At 67.3% G+C, this 22,109-nt stretch carries 16 protein-coding genes; 5 read left to right on the top strand and 11 right to left on the bottom strand.

What is annotated here, in order from left to right:
* Positions 1-25: 25 nt before the first annotated feature.
* Positions 26-1,597: an acetolactate synthase large subunit gene (locus MRBLMU1_RS28235; protein ID WP_363509007.1), complete on the bottom strand. Its 1,572-nt coding sequence runs from the start codon at positions 1,595-1,597 to the stop codon at positions 26-28.
* A 261-nt stretch (positions 1,598-1,858) separates the two neighbouring features.
* On the opposite strand from MRBLMU1_RS28235, the gene MRBLMU1_RS28230 reads away from it, so the two are divergent.
* Positions 1,859-2,626: an IclR family transcriptional regulator gene (locus MRBLMU1_RS28230; RefSeq protein ID WP_363509004.1), complete on the top strand. Its 768-nt coding sequence runs from the start codon at positions 1,859-1,861 to the stop codon at positions 2,624-2,626.
* Between the two features lies 1 nt (position 2,627).
* On the opposite strand, the gene MRBLMU1_RS28225 is transcribed toward MRBLMU1_RS28230, so the two are convergent.
* The 9 genes from MRBLMU1_RS28225 to MRBLMU1_RS28185 all read right to left on the bottom strand — a co-directional run bounded on the left by MRBLMU1_RS28225 (position 2,628) and on the right by MRBLMU1_RS28185 (position 16,479).
* Positions 2,628-3,596 carry a DUF535 family protein gene (locus MRBLMU1_RS28225; protein WP_363509002.1) on the bottom strand — a complete coding sequence of 323 codons (969 nt, stop codon included), beginning with the start codon at positions 3,594-3,596 and terminating at the stop codon, positions 2,628-2,630.
* Between the two features lie 58 nt (positions 3,597-3,654).
* Entirely contained in the window at positions 3,655-5,136 is a 1,482-nt protein-coding gene (locus MRBLMU1_RS28220) for an APC family permease (protein ID WP_363508999.1), read from the bottom strand.
* A gap of 156 nt (positions 5,137-5,292) precedes the next feature.
* Positions 5,293-6,945: a DUF1302 domain-containing protein gene (locus MRBLMU1_RS28215; protein WP_363508996.1), complete on the bottom strand. Its 1,653-nt coding sequence runs from the start codon at positions 6,943-6,945 to the stop codon at positions 5,293-5,295.
* A 28-nt stretch (positions 6,946-6,973) separates the two neighbouring features.
* A complete protein-coding gene (locus MRBLMU1_RS28210) occupies positions 6,974-8,374 on the bottom strand; it encodes a DUF1329 domain-containing protein (RefSeq protein ID WP_363508993.1) in 1,401 nt (466 codons plus the stop codon).
* A gap of 150 nt (positions 8,375-8,524) precedes the next feature.
* Entirely contained in the window at positions 8,525-9,976 is a 1,452-nt protein-coding gene (locus MRBLMU1_RS28205; RefSeq protein WP_363508990.1) for an aldehyde dehydrogenase family protein, read from the bottom strand.
* Between the two features lie 14 nt (positions 9,977-9,990).
* On the bottom strand, positions 9,991-11,337 hold the full coding sequence (locus MRBLMU1_RS28200) for an aspartate aminotransferase family protein (RefSeq protein ID WP_363508987.1): 1,347 nt from the start codon (positions 11,335-11,337) through the stop codon (positions 9,991-9,993).
* A 171-nt stretch (positions 11,338-11,508) separates the two neighbouring features.
* Positions 11,509-13,143 (bottom strand): methyl-accepting chemotaxis protein, encoded by a 1,635-nt coding sequence (locus MRBLMU1_RS28195; RefSeq protein WP_363508984.1) that lies wholly within the window; start codon positions 13,141-13,143, stop codon positions 11,509-11,511.
* The gene (locus tag MRBLMU1_RS28190) at positions 13,140-14,105 is read right to left on the bottom strand and encodes a WD40/YVTN/BNR-like repeat-containing protein (RefSeq protein WP_363508981.1); all 966 of its coding nucleotides are present in this window, start codon (positions 14,103-14,105) and stop codon (positions 13,140-13,142) included. Before MRBLMU1_RS28190 ends, MRBLMU1_RS28195 begins: the two co-directional genes overlap by 4 nt.
* Positions 14,106-14,115: 10 nt before the next feature.
* On the bottom strand, positions 14,116-16,479 hold the full coding sequence (locus MRBLMU1_RS28185) for an efflux RND transporter permease subunit (RefSeq protein ID WP_363508979.1): 2,364 nt from the start codon (positions 16,477-16,479) through the stop codon (positions 14,116-14,118).
* Between the two features lie 314 nt (positions 16,480-16,793).
* Here MRBLMU1_RS28185 and MRBLMU1_RS28180 point away from each other — a divergent pair, with 314 nt between their 5' ends.
* The 4 genes from MRBLMU1_RS28180 to MRBLMU1_RS28165 all read left to right on the top strand — a co-directional run bounded on the left by MRBLMU1_RS28180 (position 16,794) and on the right by MRBLMU1_RS28165 (position 20,578).
* Positions 16,794-17,765, top strand: a complete 972-nt coding sequence (locus MRBLMU1_RS28180; protein WP_363508976.1) for a helix-turn-helix domain-containing protein — start codon at positions 16,794-16,796, stop codon at positions 17,763-17,765.
* A gap of 162 nt (positions 17,766-17,927) precedes the next feature.
* On the top strand, positions 17,928-19,298 hold the full coding sequence (locus MRBLMU1_RS28175) for an aspartate aminotransferase family protein (RefSeq protein WP_363508973.1): 1,371 nt from the start codon (positions 17,928-17,930) through the stop codon (positions 19,296-19,298).
* Between the two features lie 72 nt (positions 19,299-19,370).
* Positions 19,371-19,916, top strand: coding sequence for a cytochrome b (locus MRBLMU1_RS28170; protein ID WP_363508970.1), 546 nt, complete (start codon positions 19,371-19,373; stop codon positions 19,914-19,916).
* A 26-nt stretch (positions 19,917-19,942) separates the two neighbouring features.
* Positions 19,943-20,578, top strand: coding sequence for a nitroreductase family protein (locus tag MRBLMU1_RS28165; RefSeq protein WP_363508967.1), 636 nt, complete (start codon positions 19,943-19,945; stop codon positions 20,576-20,578).
* Between the two features lie 81 nt (positions 20,579-20,659).
* Here the strand turns inward: MRBLMU1_RS28165 and MRBLMU1_RS28160 are convergent, their stop codons facing one another.
* A complete protein-coding gene (locus MRBLMU1_RS28160; protein ID WP_363508964.1) occupies positions 20,660-21,964 on the bottom strand; it encodes a hypothetical protein in 1,305 nt (434 codons plus the stop codon).
* Positions 21,965-22,109 lie beyond the last annotated feature (145 nt).

Below are 22,109 nucleotides of genomic sequence, written 5' to 3'. Positions count from 1 at the left end.
GGTTCTCCGATGGGGGACAAATTGGTCAAGGCAGGCACATCTCGATCAGGAAGGGCCGGTCGTGCAGCCCTTCGGCGAACGCCAGCGCCGCGCGCAGCTCGTCGATGGTGGACACGCGGCGCGATTCGACGCCGTAGCCGCGCGCCAGCGCCGGCCAGTCGAAGCCGGGATCGTCGAGCACGGTCAGGCGTTCGGCCTGCGGGCCGCTGCGGGCCAGGCCGATGCGGCTCAATTCGGTTTGCAGGATGCCGTAGCGGCGGTTCGACGCGATCAGCATCACCACCGGCAGGCGCTCGCGCGCCATGGTCCACAGGCTCTGGATGGTGTACTGGGCGCTGCCGTCCGACTGCAGCGCGAAGGTGCGGCGCTGCGGACAGGCGATCGCCGCGCCCAGCGCCACCGGCAAGCCCTGGCCGATGGCGCCGCCGGTGTTGGTGAGGATCGTGTGGCGCCGCGCGGCGGCCGAGGCGGTGACGAAGGGATAGCCGCAGGTGCCGCCCTCGATCGAGACGATGGCGTTGTCCGGCAAGGCGTTCGACAGCAGGCGCCCCACCGCGACCGGCGTCAGCGGGCCGTCCTCCAGCACGTAGGCCGACTGCGCCACGCCGCCGGCGTGCACAGGCGCGTCCAGCAGGTCGGCCAGCGCCTCGAGCGCCTCGTCGGCGGCCTCGCCGGGCAGCGCCAGGGTGGCCAGCGCGTCGGCCGGCGCCAGTTCGCTGGGCAGGCCCTCGTAGCCGAAATAGGCGACCGGGGCGATCGCGCCGGCCAGGATCACGGCCGCGCCGTCGAGCGCGGCGATGGCCGCCTCGGGGAAGTACGGCAGGCGGTCGATGTCGGGCAAGCCGCCGCCGCGCTCGCTACGGGCGGGGAAGGTTTCGCTGAACAGGCGCGCGTCGGTGGCCGCCGCGATGCGGCCGGCGGCGGTCTGGCCCCGGGCGCTGAGCGCGTGCGCGCCCAGCAGCAGCACGGTCTTGGCGCCGCCGCGCAGCAGCGCGTGGCAGCGCGCCACCGAGGCCGGATCGAAGGTCAGCGGCGCGCGCGGCGCGCGCGGCGGAACGGCCTGCGGCGTCGACCGCTGCTGGTAATCGACCGGCACCACCAGCGTCGACACCATGCCCGGCGCGGCGTTGGCGGCGTCGATGGCGTCGAGCGTGTCGCGCTCGAGGTCGGCGGCCTCGGCGACGGTGCGGAACCAGCCGGACACGGGACGCGCCAGCGATTCGATGTCCGACGTCAGCGGCGCGTCGTACCGGAGGTGCCAGGTGGCGTGGTCGCCGACGATGTTGACGATCGGCGTGCGGGCGCGGCGGGCGTTGTGCAGGTTGGCCAGGCCGTTGGCCAAGCCGGGGCCGAGGTGCAGCAAGGTGGCGGCGGGCCGGCCCAGCATGCGGCCATAGCCGTCGGCGGCGCCGGTGCAGACGCCCTCGAACAGGCCGAGCACGGCGCGCACGCCGACGCCCTGCTCGTCGAACGCGGCGACGAACGGCATCTCGGTGGTGCCGGGGTTAGCGAAACATACGTCGACGCCTGCCATGCCGCAGGCGCGAAGCACGATGGATGCGCCGTTGGGCGCCGGGTGGTGGTTAGGTGTTTTCATGTTGAAAATCATAATCCCACTATTTGGTACTGTCAATGCGCAAAATGCCTGAGGCATTCGTCCCCCGCCGCCATAAAAACGTCGCTTACGTCATGAATCAACGATATATCAGGAGATTTCCGGCGAAAGCGACGCCAATCGGCGGGATTATGGCAATTAACAGTTCCGCCATTTGGGATTTAATTAAATCCCGCTATGTAGGATTTGAATCGCGGTAAAATGTCCGACAACCAACTTTCAGCGCCTGAAGCGCCATCAACCATGTCCAGCCTGACCCGCATGCTGTCCATCCTGGGACTGTTTTCAAAGGAACACACCGCCCTGTCGGCCGACGCCATCGCCGACGAGCTGCAATTGGCGCGCACCACGTGCTACCGCTATATCAAGGAGCTGATGCAGGCTGGCCTGTTGGTCAGCAACATGGGGCTGTATGGTTTGGGGCCGCGCATCATCCAGCTGGACTACCAGATCCGCGAAACCGATCCCCTGCTCAACATCGGCCGCGGCGTGCTGGCCGAGCTGGTCGCCAGCACCGGCGGCATCGGCCTGCTGGCGACGATCTACGACAGCCAGATCATCAACATCCACCAGGAAGGCGACAACCGCGACTGGGCGATCACGTACAGCCGGGGCAAGGCGGTGCCGACGTTCCGCAGCGCCAGTTCGAAGGTGATCCTGGCGCACCTGAAGCAGCCGCGCCTCAAACGGCTATGGAAGACCCGCCAGCACGAGGCCGACGTGCGCGCCATCGGGCCGGACTGGGAGAGTTTCAAGGCCCACATGCAGGCCATCAAGGAACACGGATATTGGATATCGCACGGCGAGCTGGACGCCGGCAGCGACGGCGTGGCCGCGCCCATCCTCTACCGCGACGGCACGGTGGCCGGCAGCCTGACGCTGGTGTTCAACCACGAGCGCTACTGCCTGTACAACGAGGAATTCCTGGGAAAATTGGTGATGGACGCGGCCACCAGGGTCGGCGCGCTGTTGCCGGGCAACCTGGAGGAACCGCGGCCCGCGCCGCTTTGAATCACGTCGGCCCGGCCGGCCCGCCCTCCCGGTCCAGCCGGGCCGAGACCAGGCCGGCCAGTTGCCGCAGCACCTCATGGCGATGGCGCGCTCCCGAGCGCTTGCTCGACGCCATCGCGAGCAAATCCGGCGGCGCGAGCGCTGCGCAACGCAGGTAATAGTCGCCGTCGTCGCGCCGGGTCGCGCCGCATTCGCGCCAGAAGGCGTCGTAGTCGGCATGCACCTTGCCTTGCCTGATGGCGCCGCGCACCGTACGGTTGCCGTTGCCCACCAGCCGCAGGCCGTCGCAGCCGTAGCGACGCCCCAGCACGCACAGCAGTTTAATCAGCAGGCTTTTGGGACGCAGGCCGTGCAACTGGCGCGTTGCCTCCCGTACGATCGACAGGCCGGCGCCGCCGCCCGGCCCCTGGATGCAGCCGACGCCGACGTCGAAGCCGTCCGGGCTGTCGATCAGTACGAACGCGCAGGAGCACACCAGCACCGCATCGTGCATCAGCTGCAGCGCCAGCTCGCCCTCGCGCTCCATCGGCTCGACGGCGCGCAGAACCAGCCTGATCACGCCGCCGCGCTTGCCGGGCAAGGCCCCGAGCTCGACACCCGCGCCAGCCGCCTGCAACACCAGCGGGCCCCAGCCCTGACGCAGGATCGAGTGATAATGGCCGATCAGCAGCGAAGTCCGCTGCGCACTGTTGAGCGTGGTGGAAAGATAGGGACGGAAAACCTTGCCGACCAGCCTGGGCCGCGCTGCGACCAGCTGGCGGAACACCGGATCCGAGTTAAGCAGGCCGAGCCACCCATGGGTGGCGTGCGGATCGAGCGCGCTGCGCCAACCCAGTTTGAGCAGTTCGCGCAGCCTGGCGAGCGGCGTGCGCCCGTGGGTGCCGGAACGGATGCTGACGTGTGAAGAGTGGATGTCCATGTTGGCCTGCCGCTGTCGGAAGTAATGTCCGACAGCGTAGGCGTCCGGCATGCATATTCGGTGCGCGCCGTGTGGAGAAACGATGAAGGCCCGCTGTTTTTTCCCGCCTTTAGCTGCGGTCGACCTGGCCGAGACAGGCGAAGCGGCGCGCGTCCGCCACCCGCAACCGGTGCGCCGCCACCAATCCGGCCACCACGGCCAGCGGCAACAGTCCCACCAGCGTATAGGATGTCTTATGGCTGGCGCCCGTCAACACATCGAAATTCGACACCGCCAGCAGCAGCACCGCGCCCAGGCCGCAGCCGGACAGCAGCGGCAGCACCAAGGTCCGCAGCGGCCCGCACCGCACATGCCGGTGCCGCCGGTAATACCGCCACACCGACATGCTGGTCAACACCATCAGCAGCAAAATGCACAGCGTCGCCACGTTCGACAGCCAGCCGAACAAGGTCATCAGCGGATCGGCCCCGGCCAGCGCGAAACACAGCACCACACCGAAGCACAGGACGCTCTGCAACACCGACGCCACGTGCGGACTCTGGTGCGACGGATGCGTTTGCCCCAGCCGCCCCGGCAACAGCCGCTCACGTCCCATGGCATAGAAATAGCGCGCCGTGGAATTGTGAAACGCCAACAAACCCGCATAGACGCTGACAATGAACAAGCCGCGCAACGCCACCGTCAAGCCCGGGCCGACATAGCGGTCCGACAACGTGTACAGGAACATGGTCGGATCGGCCAGCGCCCGGATCGAGCCGGCCACCTTGTCCGCGCCGGCGCCGAGCACCATGCACCACAGCGAGACCGCGTAAAAGCTGCCGATGACCAGCACCGACACATACGTCGCCAGCGGAATGCTCTTGTGCGGATCCTTCGCCTCCTCGCCGTAAATCGTGGTGGCCTCGAAGCCGATGAAGGCGGCAAAACAGAACAGCAAGCCGATAAAGGGATTGCCGCCCGAAACCACCGACGGCGTGAACGACGCCAGCGAAATGCCGCTATCGCCGCCCTTGCGCAGGATGGCGATATCGAGCACCAGCACCGCGACGTATTCGGCGACGACGAACAAGGCCAGCACCTTGGCCGACAGGTCGATGCGGCGATACCCGAACACGGCGATGCTGGCCATGGCCACGAAGCTGCACGCCCACCACGGCGCGTGGATGCCGAATTCCGCCTGCAGCGAACCCGACGTGACCGCCCCGAACATGCCGTACAAGGCGAATTGCAGGCAGTTGTAGCCGACCACCGCCACCAGCGCCGCCGCGCCGCCGGCGTAACCGCCCAGTCCGCGCGCGATCAATGCGTAAAAACCGCCGGCGTTGGTCACCTCGCCGGCCATGGCCGTGTAGCCCGACGCGAACGCCAGCAGCAGCAACAGCGCCACCACCACCAGCGCCGGCGTGCCCGCGCCGTTGCCCAGCATTATTCCAAGGGGGAAGCCGCCGGCCACCACGCTGAGCGGGCTGGCCGCCGAGATCACCAGCAGCACGATCAGCCCCACGCCCAGGCTGCCGCGCCGCAATTCGGTCGATGTGCCCGCCGGCGCCGCCTCCAGGCGCGCCTTACAAGCCTCGTTTAAGTTAGTCATTGCCTTTGTCTCTTCCTGTTCTTCTCGTTGAAGATGTCCGCCGCCCTGGATGTTGTAGCAGCAAATGCGCGGCTTGACATCAACCTCTACATATTATTGGGCATTAATACAACGGCCGCCGGCGCCGGGGAACGGGGCCGGCGGCATCGGCCGCGCCTAGAAATTCCTGGACACGTTCAAGCCCACCAGGTTGCGGTCGCGGTACAGCTGGTCGAACACGGTGCTGCCGCCCCAGAAGCGCGTCACGTTCAGCGCCACCTGCCAGTTGGCCGGGTTCTGGATCAGCGTGACCGTGAAGTTGACCGATTTGGCGCCCTGCATGAAGGTCGACGCGCTGTTCGGCGTGCGGCCCTTGAGCGCCTGGAAATAATATATTTCCGGCACCACCTGCCAGCCCGGGATCAGCGTGCCGTCATAGACCCAGCTGAAATCGAGGTTGACGCCGTACGACGTTTTGGTGCCGACGGCGACCGGCGTGCCGTCGCGGTCGAATTGCTGGCCCCAGCCCCAGGCGCCGGCCGAGATCGGATCGCCGCCGTAGTACGATTGCAGGCCCGGATACTTGATCAGCACGGCCTCGGCCATCAAGGTCGCGGTGTCGGCGTGCAGGAAATCGAGCAGCGCCCCGGCGTTGCTCGGCGCCGCCGAATACAGGCCCGTCAGCGCCGCCTGCACCTTGCGGTTGTCGACCCAGCAGTTGCCGTTTTGCGCGGCGCAGCCGCTGACGTTGCTGTTGAGCGAAACCGCCTCGCGCGGCCGGTACGACAGCTCGGCCCCGACCGCCCAGTCGCCGAGCGGGAGGTTGGCGCTGATGCCGTAGAGCTTGCGGTCCTCGGCGTAGGTCCAGCCGGCCACACCGGTGTTGCGGATGTTGGTGCTGAAGTTGGGCGACTTGTCGTGGTAGTTCATCGCGTAGACGCCCAGGTTCAGCTGCGTGCCCTCGGGCTGGTAGCGCAGCGCCGCGCCCCACTGCCCCGAGTTGCGCGCCCGGTCCGTCACCAGGCCGTAGGCGTTGTCGCCCCTGCCCAGGCCGTTGGCGGTCGACCAGTAGCTGCCCGTCGGCGGGAAGTAGTTGCCGTTCCAGCGCGTCTGGACGTAGGCTTCCAGGTTGACCCCATGGCCCAGGCCGGTGGCCACGCTGACCATCGGCGCCGGCAGGATCGCCTCCTTCAACGGCGTGCCGGGCTGGGACAGCTTCAACAGGTCCGAGGCGTTGGTGGTGTTGATGCCGCCGGGCAGGAACAGGCTCTCGCCCCAGCTGATCACCTGGTTGCCGGCCCGCACGCGCACGCGCTGGTCGGCGACGTCGAAGGTTTTACTGATCCAGAAATCGTACAGCCGGGTCTTGAAGCGCAAGTCCTTGCGGGCGTCGTCGGACAGGCCCTGGCGCACCGCCGGCGGGCCGGGGTCGGTGGCGCTGGTGTAGCCGGTGGTGTGGGTCGCGGAAAAATCCTTGAGCCAGCCCACCCGTGTCATCACGCTGACATCCTGGTCCGGTATCTTGATCAGCAGTTCATGGGTGCCCTTGAGGAAGGTCGTGTAGCGGTCGCCCTTGGCGTAGTTCAGATTGCCCTGGTCGCCCAGCGCCGAGGTGGCGGCCAGGCAGCCGGCGGGCGCGCCGGCGCCGCCGGCGCCCTTGACCACCAGGTCGCACGACGGCTCGCTGGTGCGGATGCCGGTGCCGGCGGAGAGGGTCGAATTGAAGCTGGCGGTGAAATAGTCGGTGCTGAAGTTGACGGCGTCCGCGCGGGCGCCGTGCAGCAGCAGCGCGCCGGCCGCGATCACCAGCGGTGTATGCAGTGGTTTCATCGGTTATCCTTGTGGTGGCGGGGACGGATCAGCGTTCGCTGATGGCGCGCAGGTTGTCGGAGGTATAGAAACCGGCCTTGTAGCGCGGTCCGTTCGGTTCCGTGACCCACTGGATATCCTTGCCGGCGCCGGCGGTGCCGCCGTCGAACACGTAGCGGCCCTCGGCCAGGTTGTGCTGCACCATCGCCATCACGTCGCAGCTGCCGGTTTCATACACGGGAATGACGAAGCCTTCGCGCAGCTTGGCCAGCTTGCCCTGGCCGTCGAAATCGTCGGCCACCAGCAGCGCCCAGCTGTCCTCGTCGAGGTAGAACATGCGCTTGGGCGCGGTGTGGCGCATGCCGGCCTTGACGGTCGCCTCGACCACCCACACGCGGTGCAGCTCGTAGCGCCGGTGGCCCGGATCGATGAAGTCGCGCAGCGCCACGTCCTCGAATTTGGCGCGGAAGTCGAACGCGCCGAAGGCGTTGTACGGCACCAGCATCTCCTTTTTGCCGACCAGCTTGAAGTCGAATCGGTCCAGGGCGCCGTTGAACACCTGCGGCTCGTCGAGCGTGTACTGGTTCTCGAAGCCGACCTGCGGCGAGTCGTGCGAGTACGACGGCATGCGGCGCACCCGGCGCTGGCCGGGAAAGTAATAGAAGGTCTCGTTCTCGGCCTGGTTCAGGTACTGGGTGATGGCCAGCGCCTGCCCGGCCAGCGCGGCCGGGTTGTTATAGCCGAAGTAGACGTAAAACTCGACCTGGGACAGCTTCGACAGCATCGTCGCGCCCTTGGCGCCGGTCGGAATGAACAGGCTTTGCTCGGAACCGGCCTTGATCCACTGGTCGGTGCCCGGACGCGGCGACACCGCCGTGATGATGTTTTTGTAATCGATGCCGACGCCCCGGTAGCGCATCTTGGAGTTCAGCATGACCTCGATGCCGGTGGTGGGCATCGGGAACGGATAGCCGGGCACCACGGCTTCCTTCAGGCTCCAGCCGTCGGCGGCCAACTTGGCCAGGTCGACGTTCTTGCGGGTGTTGGCGGCGACGAAGTCGGGCGCGCCGCAGCCGCGGTGGCTGGGATAGACGTCCATCCGGTAGCCCTTGACCTGCTTGAGCGTGGCCAGCTGGCCGGCCGACAGCTTGTCCGCGTGCTTGTCGGCGTTGGCGGCGTCGACCGAGAACAGCGGCTTCTCGCCCTTGTGCTTCCAGAAATCGGCGCGCGGCTTGCCCCATTCCCAGCCCGCCAGCGGCGCTTCCGTGCCCTGCCAGGCCGGAATGGCGCCATCCTTGCTGGCGGCGCGCTCGCCGCCGGCCGGCGTCAGCGTCTTGTCGAGCAAGGCCGGGTCGGCGGCCAAGGCGCCCGGCGGCGCCGTCAGGGCGGCCAGCGCCCCGGCCAGCAGCAGGCCTACGGTGGAACGGTGTGACAGTCTTGGACAAATCATGATGCATCCCCTTCAGGTTGTGGGCGCGCGTTCCCCCCGTGACCCTCACGTGGGGAACGCGCCTGTTCTCGTTTGACTCGATGGCGCCGCCAACGGCCGTCGCGCCGGGCGCCATGCGCGTCCGGTGGCGGCGCCTCCGGCCGCCTGCGCTTACGGCAACAACACCGTGATGACTTTTTCCTCGGTATAGGACAGCACCCCGGTCAAGCCGCACTCGCGCCCCAGGCCGCTGCTCTTGACGCCGCCCCACGGCAGGTTGGGATCGAGCGGGCTCCAGCAGTTGACCCCGACCGCGCCGACCCTGACCGCGTGCGCCACCTTGTGGGCGCGCGCCACGTTTTGCGTCCACACCGTCGCCGCCAGGCCGTAGCTCGAATCGTTGGCGATGGCGATGGCCTCCTCGTCGGTGTCGAAGGCGATGATGGTCCCCACCGGGCCGAAAATCTCTTCGCGGGCGATGCTCATGGTGTTGCTGGCGTCGCCGAAGATGGTGGGCCGCACGAACCAGCCACGGCTGTGCTCGGCCACGCCGCCGGCCAGCAGCGTCGCGCCCTCCGCCACGCCCTGCGCGATGTAGCGGTTGACGCGCTCGAACTGCTCGCGCTTGGCGACCGGCCCCATGGTCACGCCGGCTTGCTCCGGATCTCCCACCCGCACCGCTTGCGCGGCGGCCACCAGCGCGTCGGTGAAGCGGGCCGCGATCGAACGCTGCACCAGGATGCGGGTGCCGGCCGCGCACACCTGGCCCTGGTTGACGAACAGGCCCATGGCGCAGCCGCGCACGGCCGCCTCCAGCGAGGCGTCGTCGAAGACGATCTGCGCGCTCTTGCCGCCCAGCTCCAGCGCCACCCGCTTGAACGTCGCGCCGGCCACGCGCGAAATCTCGCGCCCGACCTCGGGGCTGCCGGTGAAGGTGACCTTGTCGACGTCCGGATGCTCGCACAGCGCCCGGCCGACCACCTCGCCCAGGCCGGTGACGACGTTGACCACGCCGTCCGGGAAGCCCGCTTCCTTGCACAGCGCGGCCAGGTGCAGCGCCGACAGCGGCGTTTCCTCGGACGGCTTGATCACCACGGTGCAGCCGGCCGCCAGCAGCGAGGCCAGCTTCCAGGTGGTGATCATGCACGGCGCGTTCCACGGCACGATGGCGCCGACCACGCCGACCGGCTCGAGCCGGGTGTACGACAGCGTCGCCATGCCCATGTAGCCGCCGGTGGGGATGGTGCGGCCCTCCAGCTTGTCGGCCCAGCCGCCGGCGGCGCGCAGGGTGCCGACGGCGTTGGGGATGTCCATCATGCGCGGCTCCATCGGCGAGCGGCCGATGCAGCGCGCGTCCATGTCGGCCAGCAGCTCCAGGTCGCGCTGCACCAGGTCGGCCAGGCGGAACAGCAGCAAGCCGCGCGCGGCGCCGTTCATGCGGCTCCAGGCGCCGCCGTCGAGCTGGGCGCGGGCGGCGGCGACGGCGCGGTCGACGTCGGCGCGGGTGCCGCGCGCCGACGTGGCGAACTGCTGTTCGGTGACCGGGCTGACCAGCGAAATGGTGGCCGCGTCGGAGGCGTCGACGGCCTGGCCGTCGATGAAGTGTTGCAGTGTAAGTGTCATGAATGGGCTCGCAATCAGGTACGGGTGAACGGAACGGCCTTGAAGCCGGCGTCGAGCGCGGCGACAATGTGGTCGATCTCCGCGCGCTGGATCACCAGCGGCGGCGACAGGATGATCTTGGTGCCGACCGGGCGCACGATGACGCCGTGGCGGCGCGTGGCCTCGGCCACGGCGTAGGCGTAGCCGTTGCCCGGACTGATCGGTTCGCGCGTCTTGCGGTCGTTGACCAGGTCGATGGCCAGCATCAGGCCCTTGCCGCGGATTTCGCCGATCGCCTCGTAGCGGCCGACCATCGGTTGCAGCGCCTCGAGCAGGTGGGCGCCCTGCCGCGCGGCGTTGGCCGGCAGGTTTTCGTCGACGACGATCTTCAGGCTGGCGATGGCGGCGGCGCAGCCGACCGGGTGGCCGGAATAGGTGTAGCCGTGCATGACGGCGCCGCCGAAGTCGCGGTTGCCCTCGAACGCCTCGACGACGCGGGAATTGATCGCGGTGGCGCTGAGCGGGATGTAGCCCGACGAGATACCCTTGGCGAAGCACATGATGTCGGGCTTGACGCCCCAGCCGCGCGCGCCGAACATGTTGCCGGTGCGGCCGAAGCCGGTGACGATCTCGTCGGCGATGAGCAGCACGCCATATTTGTCGCAGACGGCGCGCACCAGCGGCCAGTAGTTGGCCGGCGGCACGATCACGCCGCCGGCGCCCTGCACCGGCTCGGCGATGAAGGCGGCCACCGTGTCCGGGCCCTGGAACTCGATCTCGCGCTCGAGCAGCATGGCGCACATGCGGCCGAGCTCCTCCGGATCGTCGGTGAACGGGTTGCGGTAAGGCCAAGGGTTTTCGACATGGAAGCAGCCCGCCAGGTTGGGCTCGTAGTTGCGGCGGAAGGCGGCGTTGCCGTTGACGCCGGCGCTGGCGAAATGGCTGCCGTGGTAGCCCTGCTTGAGCGAGATGAACTTGGTGCGGTCCTTTTGGCCCAGGATCTTCCAGTACTGGCGCGCCAGCTTGAGCGCCGTTTCGGTCGCGTCCGAGCCGTTCGAGCCGTAGAACACGCGCTGCATGTCCTCCTGCGCCAGCATGCCGACCAGCTGCGCCGACAGTTCCTCGGCGCGCGGATTGGACACGCCGTCGAAGATCTGGAAGTATTCGAGCTGGTTGATCTGTTCGATGACCGCGTGCTTGACCTCGGCGCGGTTGTGGCCGACGTTGACGTTCCACAGGCCGGCGACGGCGTCGACAAACTTCTGGCCATGGTCGTCGTACACGTGGCAACCGTCGCCGCGCACGATGCGCAGCGGCGTGCGCGACTTCATGTCGGCCGGGTGCATCATCGGGTGCCAGAAACGGGATTCGTTGTAGCTCATGCAAAACTCCTTTAGGTAGCGGCGCGCCGTGTCATCGCCACGCCATGATTTGAAGTTTGCGCCTTGGCCCGGTGTGGCGTTAGCCCAAAACCGCACCTCGGAATGACGGGCGAAAAAATACCGGCGCGGGGCCGGTAACGTGTTGCGCCGCCGCGCGGCGGCGCGTCGCGCTCAGCCCGCCGGGAGCGGTCCGATGGGCCTTCGCGCCGGCGGCGGCGCCACCGACGGCGGTGCGGGGCGTGCCGGCGCTGCCGCCTGCGGCTTGAACACCGCCATCGCCGCCGACAGCGCGTCGGTCTGGCGCGCCAACGACGCCGCCGCCGCGCTGACCTGCTCGACCAGCGCGGCGTTTTGCTGCGTCGCGCCATCGATTTCGCCGACCGCTTCGCTCAGCTGCGCGATGTCGCGCGACTGCGCGCGCGACGCCTCGGCGATGCGGGCGGCGATGTCGGCCACCTGGGTCACCTCGGCCAGCATCTTTTCCATCGTCTCGCCGGCGCCCCGGGCCTGGACCGCCCCGGCCGCGACCTCGGCGCCGGAGCGGCGGATCAAGGCGCCGATGTCGCGCGCGGCGGACGCCGAGCGCTGCGCCAGCCCCCTGACCTCGCCGGCGACCACGCCGAACCCGCGCCCGTGCTCGCCGGCGCGGGCCGATTCGACCGCCGCGTTCAAGGCCAGGATGTTGGTCTGGAAGGCGATCGACTCGATGACCGTGACGATCTCGGCCACCTGGCGCGCGCTTGCCTCGATCTGCGCCATCGCGCCGATCACACCGGCCACCGCGTCCTTGCCCTGGCGGGCGATGGCGCTGGCCGCGCCGGTCATGCGCAGCGCGGTGGCGGCGCTGCCGGCGTTCTGGCCGACGGTGCGCGCCAAGGTCTCGACGCTGGCCGCCGTCACCTCCAGCGACGCCGCCTGGCGCTCGGTGCGGCGCGACAGGTCCTCGGTGCCCTGGGCGATCTCGCGGGTGGCGGCGGCGATCTCGCCGGTGCCGTCCTTGACCACCCGCACCGCCGCCGACAGGTCGCGCTGCATGGTGCCGAAGCCGCCGACCAGGCGGCCGATCTCGTTGTCGCCCCGGACCGGCGGCAGGCCCCCGCGCAGGTCGCCGGCGGCGATCTGTTCGCAGTTGCGCACGGCCGCCTCGAGCGGCACCAGCAGCGAGCGCACGACCCCCCGGTGCATGAGCACCGACAGCAAGATGCCGCCGCAGATGGCCACGCCGGCCACCAGCCGCATCCAGACCAACGCCGCCACACTGGCGTCGAAGCGCTCGCGCGCCATTGCCTTGTTGGCCGCCACCAGCGCCGCGGTGGCGTCGACATAGGCGTTCCAGATCGGTTCGATGGTGGCGTCGACGGCCGCCACCGCCTTGAGGTCGCCGTTGTAGCGGGCGCGGTAATAGAGCGTGGTGGCGTCGAAGGCGGGCTTGAACGCCTTTTCGAATTGGCCGCTGAGCGCGGCGATGCGGGCGTTGGCCGGAATCTGCCGGTACTGCCGCCAGCTGTCGGCGGCGATGCGCATATACTCGTCGCCGGCGCGCAGCAGTTGCGCCTTCTGGTCGGCCGGCGCACCGGCCATCTGGCCCGACGCCACCACCCCTTCCAGCATGTTGCTGCGGATATCCGCCAGCAATTCGATGGCGCGCGCGTCGCCGGCGTGCATCCGCTCCATGTCGTGGACGGCGCGCTGTGCCGAATAGATGCCCATGCCGCCGAGCAGCAGGATCGCCGCCGACAACACGCCCGACAGCATCAGCAGGCGCGCGCGCATCGACATGTCGCGCCAGGGCGAACGGCGGCTCATTTGATCAATCCCGATTTGCCGTAACGCAGATAGCCGCCGCCGGCGCGCGCGACGATCGCCGTCAGCGGCGTGGCGCCGGCGGCAACGGCGCTCCAGCTGCGGCCGTCGTCGGTGCTGCGCAACAGGCGCCCGTCCAGCGTGCCGGCCCACAGGCCCTGGCCGTCGGCGCGCAGCTGCGTCACCGAGGCGCTGCCCGCTTCGACCGCCGCCCAGTGGGCGCCGCCGTCGGTGCTGCGCAGCATGCGTCCGCCCAGGCCGCCGACCACCAGGGTGCCGGCGCCGCTGGCGGCGCCGCTCCACAGCGACGCCTTGCTGCCGGTGGCCAGGTATTGCCAGGTGGCGCCGTCGTCGGCCGAATGCAGCACCATGCCGCGCTCGGCGGCGATGTAGAGCTGCCGGCCGGAGGCGAAGATCTTCAGCAGGTTCAGGTCGGCCTTCTTGCTGCCCTCGGGCGGCGCCAGGGTGACGTTGGTCCAGGTCTTGCCGCCGTCGCTGGTGGCCAGCAGCAGCGACCACAACCCGCCGGCCCAGCCGTGCCGGGCGTCGCGGAAGTGGACCGTCAGCAGCGGCTGGTCGGTGGCGCTGTCGCTGCGCTGGAGCTCCCAATGATCGCCGGCGTCGGCGGTGTGCAGGATCACGCCGCCGTGCCCGACCGCCCAGCCGTTGCGCTCGTCGGCGAAGGCGACCGCCGTCAGGGTCAGGTCGGCCGGCACCTCCGTGGCCTGGCGCGACGTGACGCCGTCGTCGTCCGACAGCAGGATGACGCCGCGCTCGCCGACGGCGACCACGCGCTTGCCGGCGCGGTCCGCGTCCAGCATGCCGGCGTTGGCGGCGTAGGGGTCGTGCCGCGCCGGCTTGAGCGCCGGGGTTTCATTGGCCGGGGCCGCCGTGGCCCCGGTCGCCGCCAGCCAGGCGGCCAGTATCGCGCAGGCGGCGTGCCGCCATGTGTTGTTCGATGTCATATCGTTCTCCTCAATGCTTCAGGGCGGCGCCGAGCCGGATCGGCCGGCGGCGCGGGAACAGGCGTTCCAGCAACACCGCGAAGGCGGGCAAGGCCGTCATTGCCATGACCAGGTTGACCAGGAACATGAACGCCAGCAGCTTGCCCATGTCGGCCTGGAACTTGAGCGCCGAGAACGACCACGTGGCCACGCCGATCGCCAGCGTGATGGCCGTGAAGATGGTGGCGACGCCGATTTCCTGGATGGACTTGTCCAGCGCCACGCCGATCGGTTCGCCGCCGGCCAGGTGCAGCTGCAGCCGGCTGTAGATGTAGAACGCGTAGTCGACGCCGATGCCCACGGCCAGCACCATCACCGGCAAGGTCGCGACGGTCAGGCCGATCTGCAGATACTTCATGAACGCGTAGCCGATGAAGGTGGCCACCGTCAGCGGCACGCAGCAGGCGACCACGGCGCGCAGGTCGCGGTAGACGGCGAGCACCAGCACGACGATGGCGCCGTAGACGTACAACATCATCGGCAACTCGGATTTCTCGACCTCGTCGTTGACGGCGGCCAGCACGCCGGCGTTGCCCGCCGCCAGGCGCACCGTGACGCCGGCCAGCGGATGGACGTCGCGGTAGTGGCGCACGGCCGCGATCACGCGGTTGATGGTCTCCGCCTTGTGGTCCGTCAGGTACAGGTTGGTGGCCAGCATGCCGCACTCCTTGCTGACGAAGCCGCGCACGCGGCCCACCTCCACGCCCAGCGCCGCGTAGTTGCCGGGGTCCAGCGGCACCACGGCCATGCGCGGATTGCCTTCGTTGTAGCCCTCGTTGTAGGCCTTGACCTGGGCCGCGAAAGAGCTCACCGACATCACGCCCGGCACATAGCGCATGGCGGCGTCGAAATCGTCCTGGTAGCGGCCGAAGCCGACGTTCTCGCACGAGCCCGCCGGCAGCGCCAGCACCACCGTCAGCCAGTCCAGTCCGGTGGAGTAATTGGCCGAGATCGACTTGGCGTCGAGGTTGTAGCGCGAGTCGGCGCGCAGCTCGGGCGCGCCCGGCTGCAAGGTGCCCACCAGGCGGTCGCTGCTGTACCAGGCGGAGCCGGCCAGCAGGGCCAGGGTCGCCACGACGATGGCCGCCGCCGTGCCGGGCCGGGCCGCGCGGCCCAGCGGCGCCAGCCAGCGCGCCCGCGCCAGCTGCGAGGCCATCGCCTGGCCCGCGTAGTCTTTGCCCACGCTCAGCAGCGACGCGGCCAGCGGCAGCATCACCAGGTTGGTGGCGATTTTATAGGCCACGCCGATCGCGGCGGTGATGGCCAGTTCCTTGACCATCGGGATCGGTATCATCACCAGCGTGGCGAACGAGACGAAGGCGGTGGCCAGGGCCAGCACGCCGGGCACCAGCAGGCCGCGGAAGCTGGCCTTGGACGCCTGTTCGCAATCCATGCCGGCGGCGATGCCGCGCACGATGTAGTTGATCTGCTGCACCCCGTGCGACACGCCGATGGCGAACACCAGGAACGGCACCAGCACGGCCAGCGGATCGAGGCCGTAGCCGAGCAGGCGCAGGGTGCCGAACTGCCACACCAGCGACACGAGCGAGCACAGCACCGGCAGCAGGGTCAACGGCAGCGAGCGGCAATACCAGTACACCGCCAGCGCCGTCAGCAGCAGCGCGATGATGCAGAAGTTGACCACGCCGGCCGCGCCGTCGGCGACATCGCCGATCTGCTTGGCGAAGCCGATGATCTGCACTTCGAAGTCCTGGTCCTCGAACTTGGCGCGTATCTCCTTTTCCAGCAAGTGGTTGTAGGCGACGTAGTCGATCTTGTCGCCCCTGGCATCGAACTCGTTGATCTCGGCGATGACCATGGCGCTGTCCTGCCCTTGCGACACCAGCGTGCCGACGAAGCCGCCGGCGGCCGTGCTTCGGCGGATTTGCGCCAGCGCGGCCGCGTCCAGCCGCTCGGACGTGACGGTGCCGGGGATCACCGGATCGGCGCGGAAGCCCTCCTCGGTGATCTCGTTGACAAACGTGTTCGGGGTCCACAGCGATTGCACGCCGAGCCGGTCCACGTTCGGCAGGAACATCACCGCCTGCGTCAACTCGTGCAGCCGGGCCAGGCCCGGCTGGGTCCAGATGCCGCCCTTGCGGGCGCGCAGCACGATGTTGATGCGGTTGGCGCCCAGCACCTCGTTGCGGTATTGGTTGAAGGTCTGGATGTACTCGTGGCCGACCGGCATCTGCTTCTCGAAACCGGCGTCCATGCGCAGCTGCAGCGCGAAGAACGCCATCACCGCCGTCAGCACCGCCAGGCCGGCCAGGATCGGCATGCGCAGACGGAACAACAGCCGTTCAAGATGAAGGAGACTCACATAGCGTTTCATTGTTCAGTCCAACCAGTCCGGCGCCGCGCCGACGCGGCCTGGTTGCGATAACTTATATTTATAGTAATCATGTCTATTCCATGGAGTGTGGTCGGATCGCTGCTCGACAATCGAGTCCTCAGAGCTTAGGCGCTTGATTTCGGCAGCGGTTATCCCAAACCCGCACAACACGCCGAAAAAACATGTTTGCAACAACGCGGACGTCGAATGTCCGGCGCGGTGCCAAAATCGGCATAGAATCGCGTCAATCGCGTCAATCGCGTCAATCGCGTATAAAAATACGGCATACCGTGTGACATCAGGGGGAGGACGACATGCTGCATAGCGCCAAAGAGTTTGACAATGTGCATCTGCACGCCGCAGCGATCGGAACGTGGAACCAGACGTACACGCAGCTGAGTGCCGGGCGGCTGGACAGTTCGCTGCATCAGCTGCAAAACAGCCGGAGTCACGTGTTTCGCGAGCGCATCAACCAGCGTGTGGTGCAGCATGGAGAAACGCCGCCGGGCAGGATCTGCTTTGCGCTGCCGATCGCCTTGTCCGGCGCCGCGTATCTACAGGGGCGGGAGATCAGCGCCCCCAGTGTGCTCTTCCTGCGCGGCGGGGAGGAATTCATGTTTCATGCGCCGATGCATATGGACATGCTGGCACTGACCTTCGAGCGTCAATTGTTTGAGGAGCACTTGGATCGCACGACGGGCGCGGACAAGATCTGGAAATTGCTGAAGCAGCCGGTGATCAAGGTGCCGCCGGCGCGGTTTTTGGCCTGCCGCGACCAGCTTCTGGCGCTGTTCGCGCAAGCCTTCGCGCAAGTGCCGCCGCCAACCGCGGCGCACGCCGAAGACCGGCTGACGGCGGTGCTGCTCGACGAACTGGTCAATCTGTTGCTGGACCGGGAATGCGATTCCGCGCAGCGCCAGCCGAGCACGACGCACAGCTACATCGTTGACAAATTACATAGGCTGACACTCGTCGACGCCAACAATTCCCCCAGCATCATGGAAGCGAGCAAGCGGCTGCAGGTGAGCCGCCGCACGGTGCAGAACAGTTTCCGCTCGGTGGCCGGAACAACGCCGGTGAACTACCTGCGCTCGGTGCGCCTGAACGGGACGCGCCGCGACCTGATGCGCACCGCCCAGGACCAGGCCTGCATCGCCGAGATCGCGGCGCGCTGGGGTTTTTTTCACATGAGCCATTTTGCCGAAGACTACTTCGCCCTGTTCCATGAACTGCCGTCGCAAACGCTGCGTGCCGCGCTGTCGGGCAAATTCGGCCGCCACCACTGACCCGCGCGGTGTCGAAGCAAGTGCGGATTCGGGTTACCGCATCGGGTGCCGTTTGGATCACTATTTGTCATGCGCAAAGCGAACTGCGATCGGGCCCGCCCGACCAGGCTTCGCTGCGCTCGGAGAAATCCGCCTGACAATAACCCCGAACGAGGTGCGTAGATGACTGAAATTGAACTGGAAGCCCTGAATTTCCCGGATGCTCCGAAAATGGTGAGCGCCGGATTCCCCGGCCCAAAAGCGAGCGCGGCGCTCGCCTTGTCGGCCCGCACGGAATCGATGGCGCGTGGCGGCGGCCGCATGCCGGTGGTCATGGACCGAGCCTTCGGCGTGACGATCATGGACCCGGACGGCAATACCTTCATCGACCTGTCGGCCGGTGTGGGCGTGAGCAGCGTGGGCCGTTGCCACCCGAAGGTGGTGGAGGCCATGCGCAAGCAGTCCGAGGTGATGATGCACGCCATGGAGGTAAATAGCACCAAGCGTACCGAACTGGCCGCCAAGATCTCCGCGATCATGCCCGATGGACTGCGCGGCGACTGCATCACCTTCTTCACGCAAAGCGGCAGCGACGCGCTGGAGGCCGCCGTCAAGTTCGCCAAGCGCGTCACCGGCCGGCACCAGATCATCGCTTTCCACGGCGGCTACCACGGCGTGTGGAACGCCTCGAACGCGCTGACCACCGGGACCAACTACCGCAAGGGCTTCGCGCCGTTCATGGGAGGGGTGATCCATGCGCCCTATCCCTACGCCTACCGCTTCCCCTTCGATACCACGCACAAGAGCGCCGAGCAAATCGCCGGCGAGTATGTCGACTATCTGCTGAACACGCCTTACACGGCGGCCGACGACGTGGCCGCCGTGATCGTCGAACCGGTGCAGGGCGAAGGCGGCTATGTGCCGCCGTCGCCGGAATTCATGCGCTTGCTGCGCCAGGCATGCGACCGCAGCGGCACGCTGCTGATCGTCGATGAAGTGCAATCGGGCGCCGGCCGCACCGGCAAGATGTGGGCGGTGGAACATTCCGGCGTGAAGCCGGACATGCTGACCTTCGGCAAGGGCATGGGCGGCGACGTCCCGATGGCCGGCCTGGTGATGCGCTCGGACCTGGCCGCCAAGATCCCCGACGGCTCGGTGCCCAACACGTTCGCGGCCAACTCGGTCGCCGCCGCCGTGTCGCTGACCAACATCAGCCTGCTGCAAGATCCACAACTGGACCTGCTGAACCGCGCCCACGCGCTCGGCCTGGAAGTGCAGGAGCGTGTCCGTGGCTTCAACAGCCCGTTCGTGGGCGAAGTGCGCGGCCTCGGCCTGATGATCGGCATCGAGCTGGTGGAAGACAAGCTCACCAAGGAACCGCTGAACGGCGAAAAACTGGGCAAGCTGATGGGCTATGTGTTGAGCCACGGCGTGCTGATGGTGCCGTGCGGCCGCTACACCAACGTGATGCGGGTCATGCCGTCGCTGACGATACCGCGCTCCTTGCTGTTCAAGGCGCTGGACATCTTCGGCGAAGGCCTGGCCACGCTCTAATCCGTCAACGCGGCACTATCGCTGTTGCCCCCGGTGAAGGTCATCCGGGGGATTCACTACTGGAGAGTTGAAATGCAAAAAAATGTAAAGTACCCGGCAAGCATGCGCGCGATGCATTGGCTGATGGCGCTCCTCATCTTCGGCCAGATCTTTGGCGGGTGGTTCATGACGCCCTACGACGAGGCGCGCGAACCGTTGGTGGGCCAACTGTATTGGTGGCACAAGTCGTTCGGCTTGCTGGTGTTCCTGCTGGCGTTCATTCGCCTCACCAACCGCTTGCGCCTCCGCGCGCCCGCTTTGCCGGCCACCCTTCCCGCGTTCGACCGCAAGATGGCGCACCTCGCCCACGGCGCCTTATATTTCCTGATCGTCATGCTGCCCATCACCGGCTACACCCTGTCGAGCACCTTCGAGTTCAGCGACGGCATCAGCTTTTTCGGCATCGCCGTGCCGGAGCTGATACCGGACAGCAAGCCGGTGTTCGAAGCGGCCGACTGGCTGCACGCCATCCTGGCCTACACGCTTCTCGCCGTGATCGTCATGCACATCGCCGGGGCGCTCAAACACCGCTACTTCGACCGCAATCCCGAGAACGACGTCCTGCCGCGCATGCTGTAATCCATCCCCTCACATCGCCTCTACCCATGAACACAACTTCCCCCCACGGCCACGCGACGCTCGCCTTGATCGGCGCACGCACTTCCGTTGCCCACTTCGATGCCAGCGCCGAGATCGACGCCGGCACGGTGGCGGCACTCATCCACCACGCCTGCCAGGCGCCGAGTTCCTACAACCTGCAAAATTGGCGCTTCGTCGCCGTCAAGTCGGCGGCGCGCAAGTCGGCGCTGCGCGAGCTCGCCTACGGTCAGCCGCAAGTGTCCGACGCCGCCGTCACCTTCATCGTCGTCGGCACGCTGGATGGCCACGAGCATATCCGCGCCAGCATGCAGGCTTTCCGCGACGCGGGCCACCTGGACGACGCCGGCCTGGACGAATGGGTCAGCGACACCCGGGGCAGCATGGACGGCGATCCCGCCAGACAGCGCGACGAGGCCATTCGCTCGGGTTCGCTTGCCGCGATGACGCTGATGATCGCCGCGCAGGCCATGGGCTGGGCCAGCGCGCCGCTGGGTGGCTTCGACGCGGAGGCGCTCAGCGCCGAATTCGGCCTGCAATCGTCGGAATTGCCGGTGATGCTGGTGGCCGTGGGCCGTGCCGCCGCAGGCAACTGGCCGCGCAAGGAACGGCGCGCCACGCAGGATGTGTTGCAGATCGTCTGATCCCTGCGCGGCTGCCGCGGGCACCCTTCGACGAGGCGCGCCGGCCGCGGGCGCGCCTCGATCGGGTGGATCGCAATCCCGTCAGAAGTTGGCCACCGCCATCAACTTGAAGTATTTGTTGGCCCCGGCACTGCCGCTTTGGTTGCCGCCGTTGGCGTCGTACTTGCTCGGCTTGTACACCCCGATGATCGACGAGAGCGTCAGGTGGTCGGTGGCGGCCCAGTCCAGATACAGCGCCATTTCGCGCGCGTCAAGGTTCAAAGTCGCGCGGTCGGTCAGCGTCTTGTAGTCGAAGACCATCAAGGTCGCCGTCACCTTCTCGTTCGGATGCGCCACCAACCCGACATCGTGGATGCGCGTGTTGAAATTGTACGAGAACGCATAGTTCGAGGCGACCTCGCCTTGATAGCGGCCTCTAAAGCCGCCCTGGAACAGACTGTCGAATTTCTTCGAGTAGTAAGTCTGGCGGTAACTCACCGTCGGTTTCCACTGCGCCTCGGGGAAGGTGTAGGCGGCCTCGGCATACCAGGCGTGGTCGTTGCGCGACTTTTTATCCTGGTAAGCGTACTCGACGGCGAAGTCGGCGTTCGCAATGCCCGCGCCGCCTTCCGCCCGAAGGCTATAGACCTTCATGCCCTTGCGCTCCCCCCGGTCCGGCAAGCTTGCGTAACGCTGGTCGATGTCCAACCCTTTGATGAACGTCAGCCCAACCGTTCCCTCCGGCGCCGTGTAGTCGAGCGTGGCGGCGGCCAACTCCATGTTGGCCTGCAAGCGCGTATGCGACTTGAGCCACATCGCGCTTCCGTGCAATCCCTCGGTTCCGCCCAGCCTCAGGACCGCCGTCCTTGCGAACGCCAAGCGCTGTCCAAGGTAGTAGGCGCCGCCGCGATCGTAGCGTTCGCCTTCCACGCCCAGCCCCGGGTTGACGCCATCGTTTTGAATCAGGAAGCCCGACCCGGCCTGGACCACTTGGCTGCCCGCTGAAACATCGATGCCATCCTTCCCCAGTTCGGGAAACATGTCCGCCGATTTCCACCCCAGATACGCATTTTCCAGATCGGTGCGACGTTCCCGGCCCGTGCTGAGTCCTCCCGGATCGCCGCCTCCCCATGTCGCCGTGCTAATCCAGCTGAGCGCGCCGGACAGCGAACCGCCCGCGATCTGGTCGCTGGCGCCGCTCACGCCGTATTTGGCGAAGCCCTCTTGCCATCGCGTCGCGCCGGCACGTCCGATGTAGTTAAGTTTTGTGTTGAACACGCCGTATCCCGCCGTCAGTTCAGCGTCGAATTTGGTTCCGCCTTCGGCGTAAAGTTCGTAGGCCCGCGCCGACGGCGCGGCCACGCATAAGGCGGCGGAAAGTACTGAGATGCTTTGAATCGAACGCATGGAGTCCCCTGTTATTGATGTTTGTGAGGATCGTGAACGACTTCGCATGCCGTCGTTCATGCGCGCGCTGAACCTGTCGAGGACAGCGGCGTCATGGACGCCGCACACGGCAGGGACACGATCCATGCGATTATCCCGAGCCCCA

It is taken from the genome of Burkholderia sp. LMU1-1-1.1 (assembly GCF_040675865.1).
Lineage (GTDB): Bacteria > Pseudomonadota > Gammaproteobacteria > Burkholderiales > Burkholderiaceae_D > Rugamonas.
This window is presented reverse-complemented; position numbering and strand designations above follow the sequence as displayed.

Bases quoted from the DNA above. Each gene is read 5' to 3' on its own strand.
- MRBLMU1_RS28190 (WP_363508981.1), bottom strand. From the start codon at position 14,105: ATGACATCGAACAACACATGGCGGCACGCCGCCTGCGCGATACTGGCC.
- MRBLMU1_RS28195 (WP_363508984.1), bottom strand. From the start codon at position 13,143: ATGAGCCGCCGTTCGCCCTGGCGCGACATGTCGATGCGCGCGCGCCTG.
- MRBLMU1_RS28200 (WP_363508987.1), bottom strand. From the start codon at position 11,337: ATGAGCTACAACGAATCCCGTTTCTGGCACCCGATGATGCACCCGGCC.
- MRBLMU1_RS28205 (WP_363508990.1), bottom strand. From the start codon at position 9,976: ATGACACTTACACTGCAACACTTCATCGACGGCCAGGCCGTCGACGCC.
- MRBLMU1_RS28175 (WP_363508973.1), top strand. From the start codon at position 17,928: ATGACTGAAATTGAACTGGAAGCCCTGAATTTCCCGGATGCTCCGAAA.
- MRBLMU1_RS28230 (WP_363509004.1), top strand. From the start codon at position 1,859: ATGTCCAGCCTGACCCGCATGCTGTCCATCCTGGGACTGTTTTCAAAG.
- MRBLMU1_RS28165 (WP_363508967.1), top strand. From the start codon at position 19,943: ATGAACACAACTTCCCCCCACGGCCACGCGACGCTCGCCTTGATCGGC.
- MRBLMU1_RS28225 (WP_363509002.1), bottom strand. From the start codon at position 3,596: ATGCCGGACGCCTACGCTGTCGGACATTACTTCCGACAGCGGCAGGCC.
- MRBLMU1_RS28235 (WP_363509007.1), bottom strand. From the start codon at position 1,597: ATGAAAACACCTAACCACCACCCGGCGCCCAACGGCGCATCCATCGTG.
- MRBLMU1_RS28160 (WP_363508964.1), bottom strand. From the start codon at position 21,964: ATGCGTTCGATTCAAAGCATCTCAGTACTTTCCGCCGCCTTATGCGTG.
- MRBLMU1_RS28185 (WP_363508979.1), bottom strand. From the start codon at position 16,479: ATGAAACGCTATGTGAGTCTCCTTCATCTTGAACGGCTGTTGTTCCGT.
- MRBLMU1_RS28220 (WP_363508999.1), bottom strand. From the start codon at position 5,136: ATGACTAACTTAAACGAGGCTTGTAAGGCGCGCCTGGAGGCGGCGCCG.
- MRBLMU1_RS28215 (WP_363508996.1), bottom strand. From the start codon at position 6,945: ATGAAACCACTGCATACACCGCTGGTGATCGCGGCCGGCGCGCTGCTG.
- MRBLMU1_RS28170 (WP_363508970.1), top strand. From the start codon at position 19,371: ATGCAAAAAAATGTAAAGTACCCGGCAAGCATGCGCGCGATGCATTGG.
- MRBLMU1_RS28180 (WP_363508976.1), top strand. From the start codon at position 16,794: ATGCTGCATAGCGCCAAAGAGTTTGACAATGTGCATCTGCACGCCGCA.
- MRBLMU1_RS28210 (WP_363508993.1), bottom strand. From the start codon at position 8,374: ATGATTTGTCCAAGACTGTCACACCGTTCCACCGTAGGCCTGCTGCTG.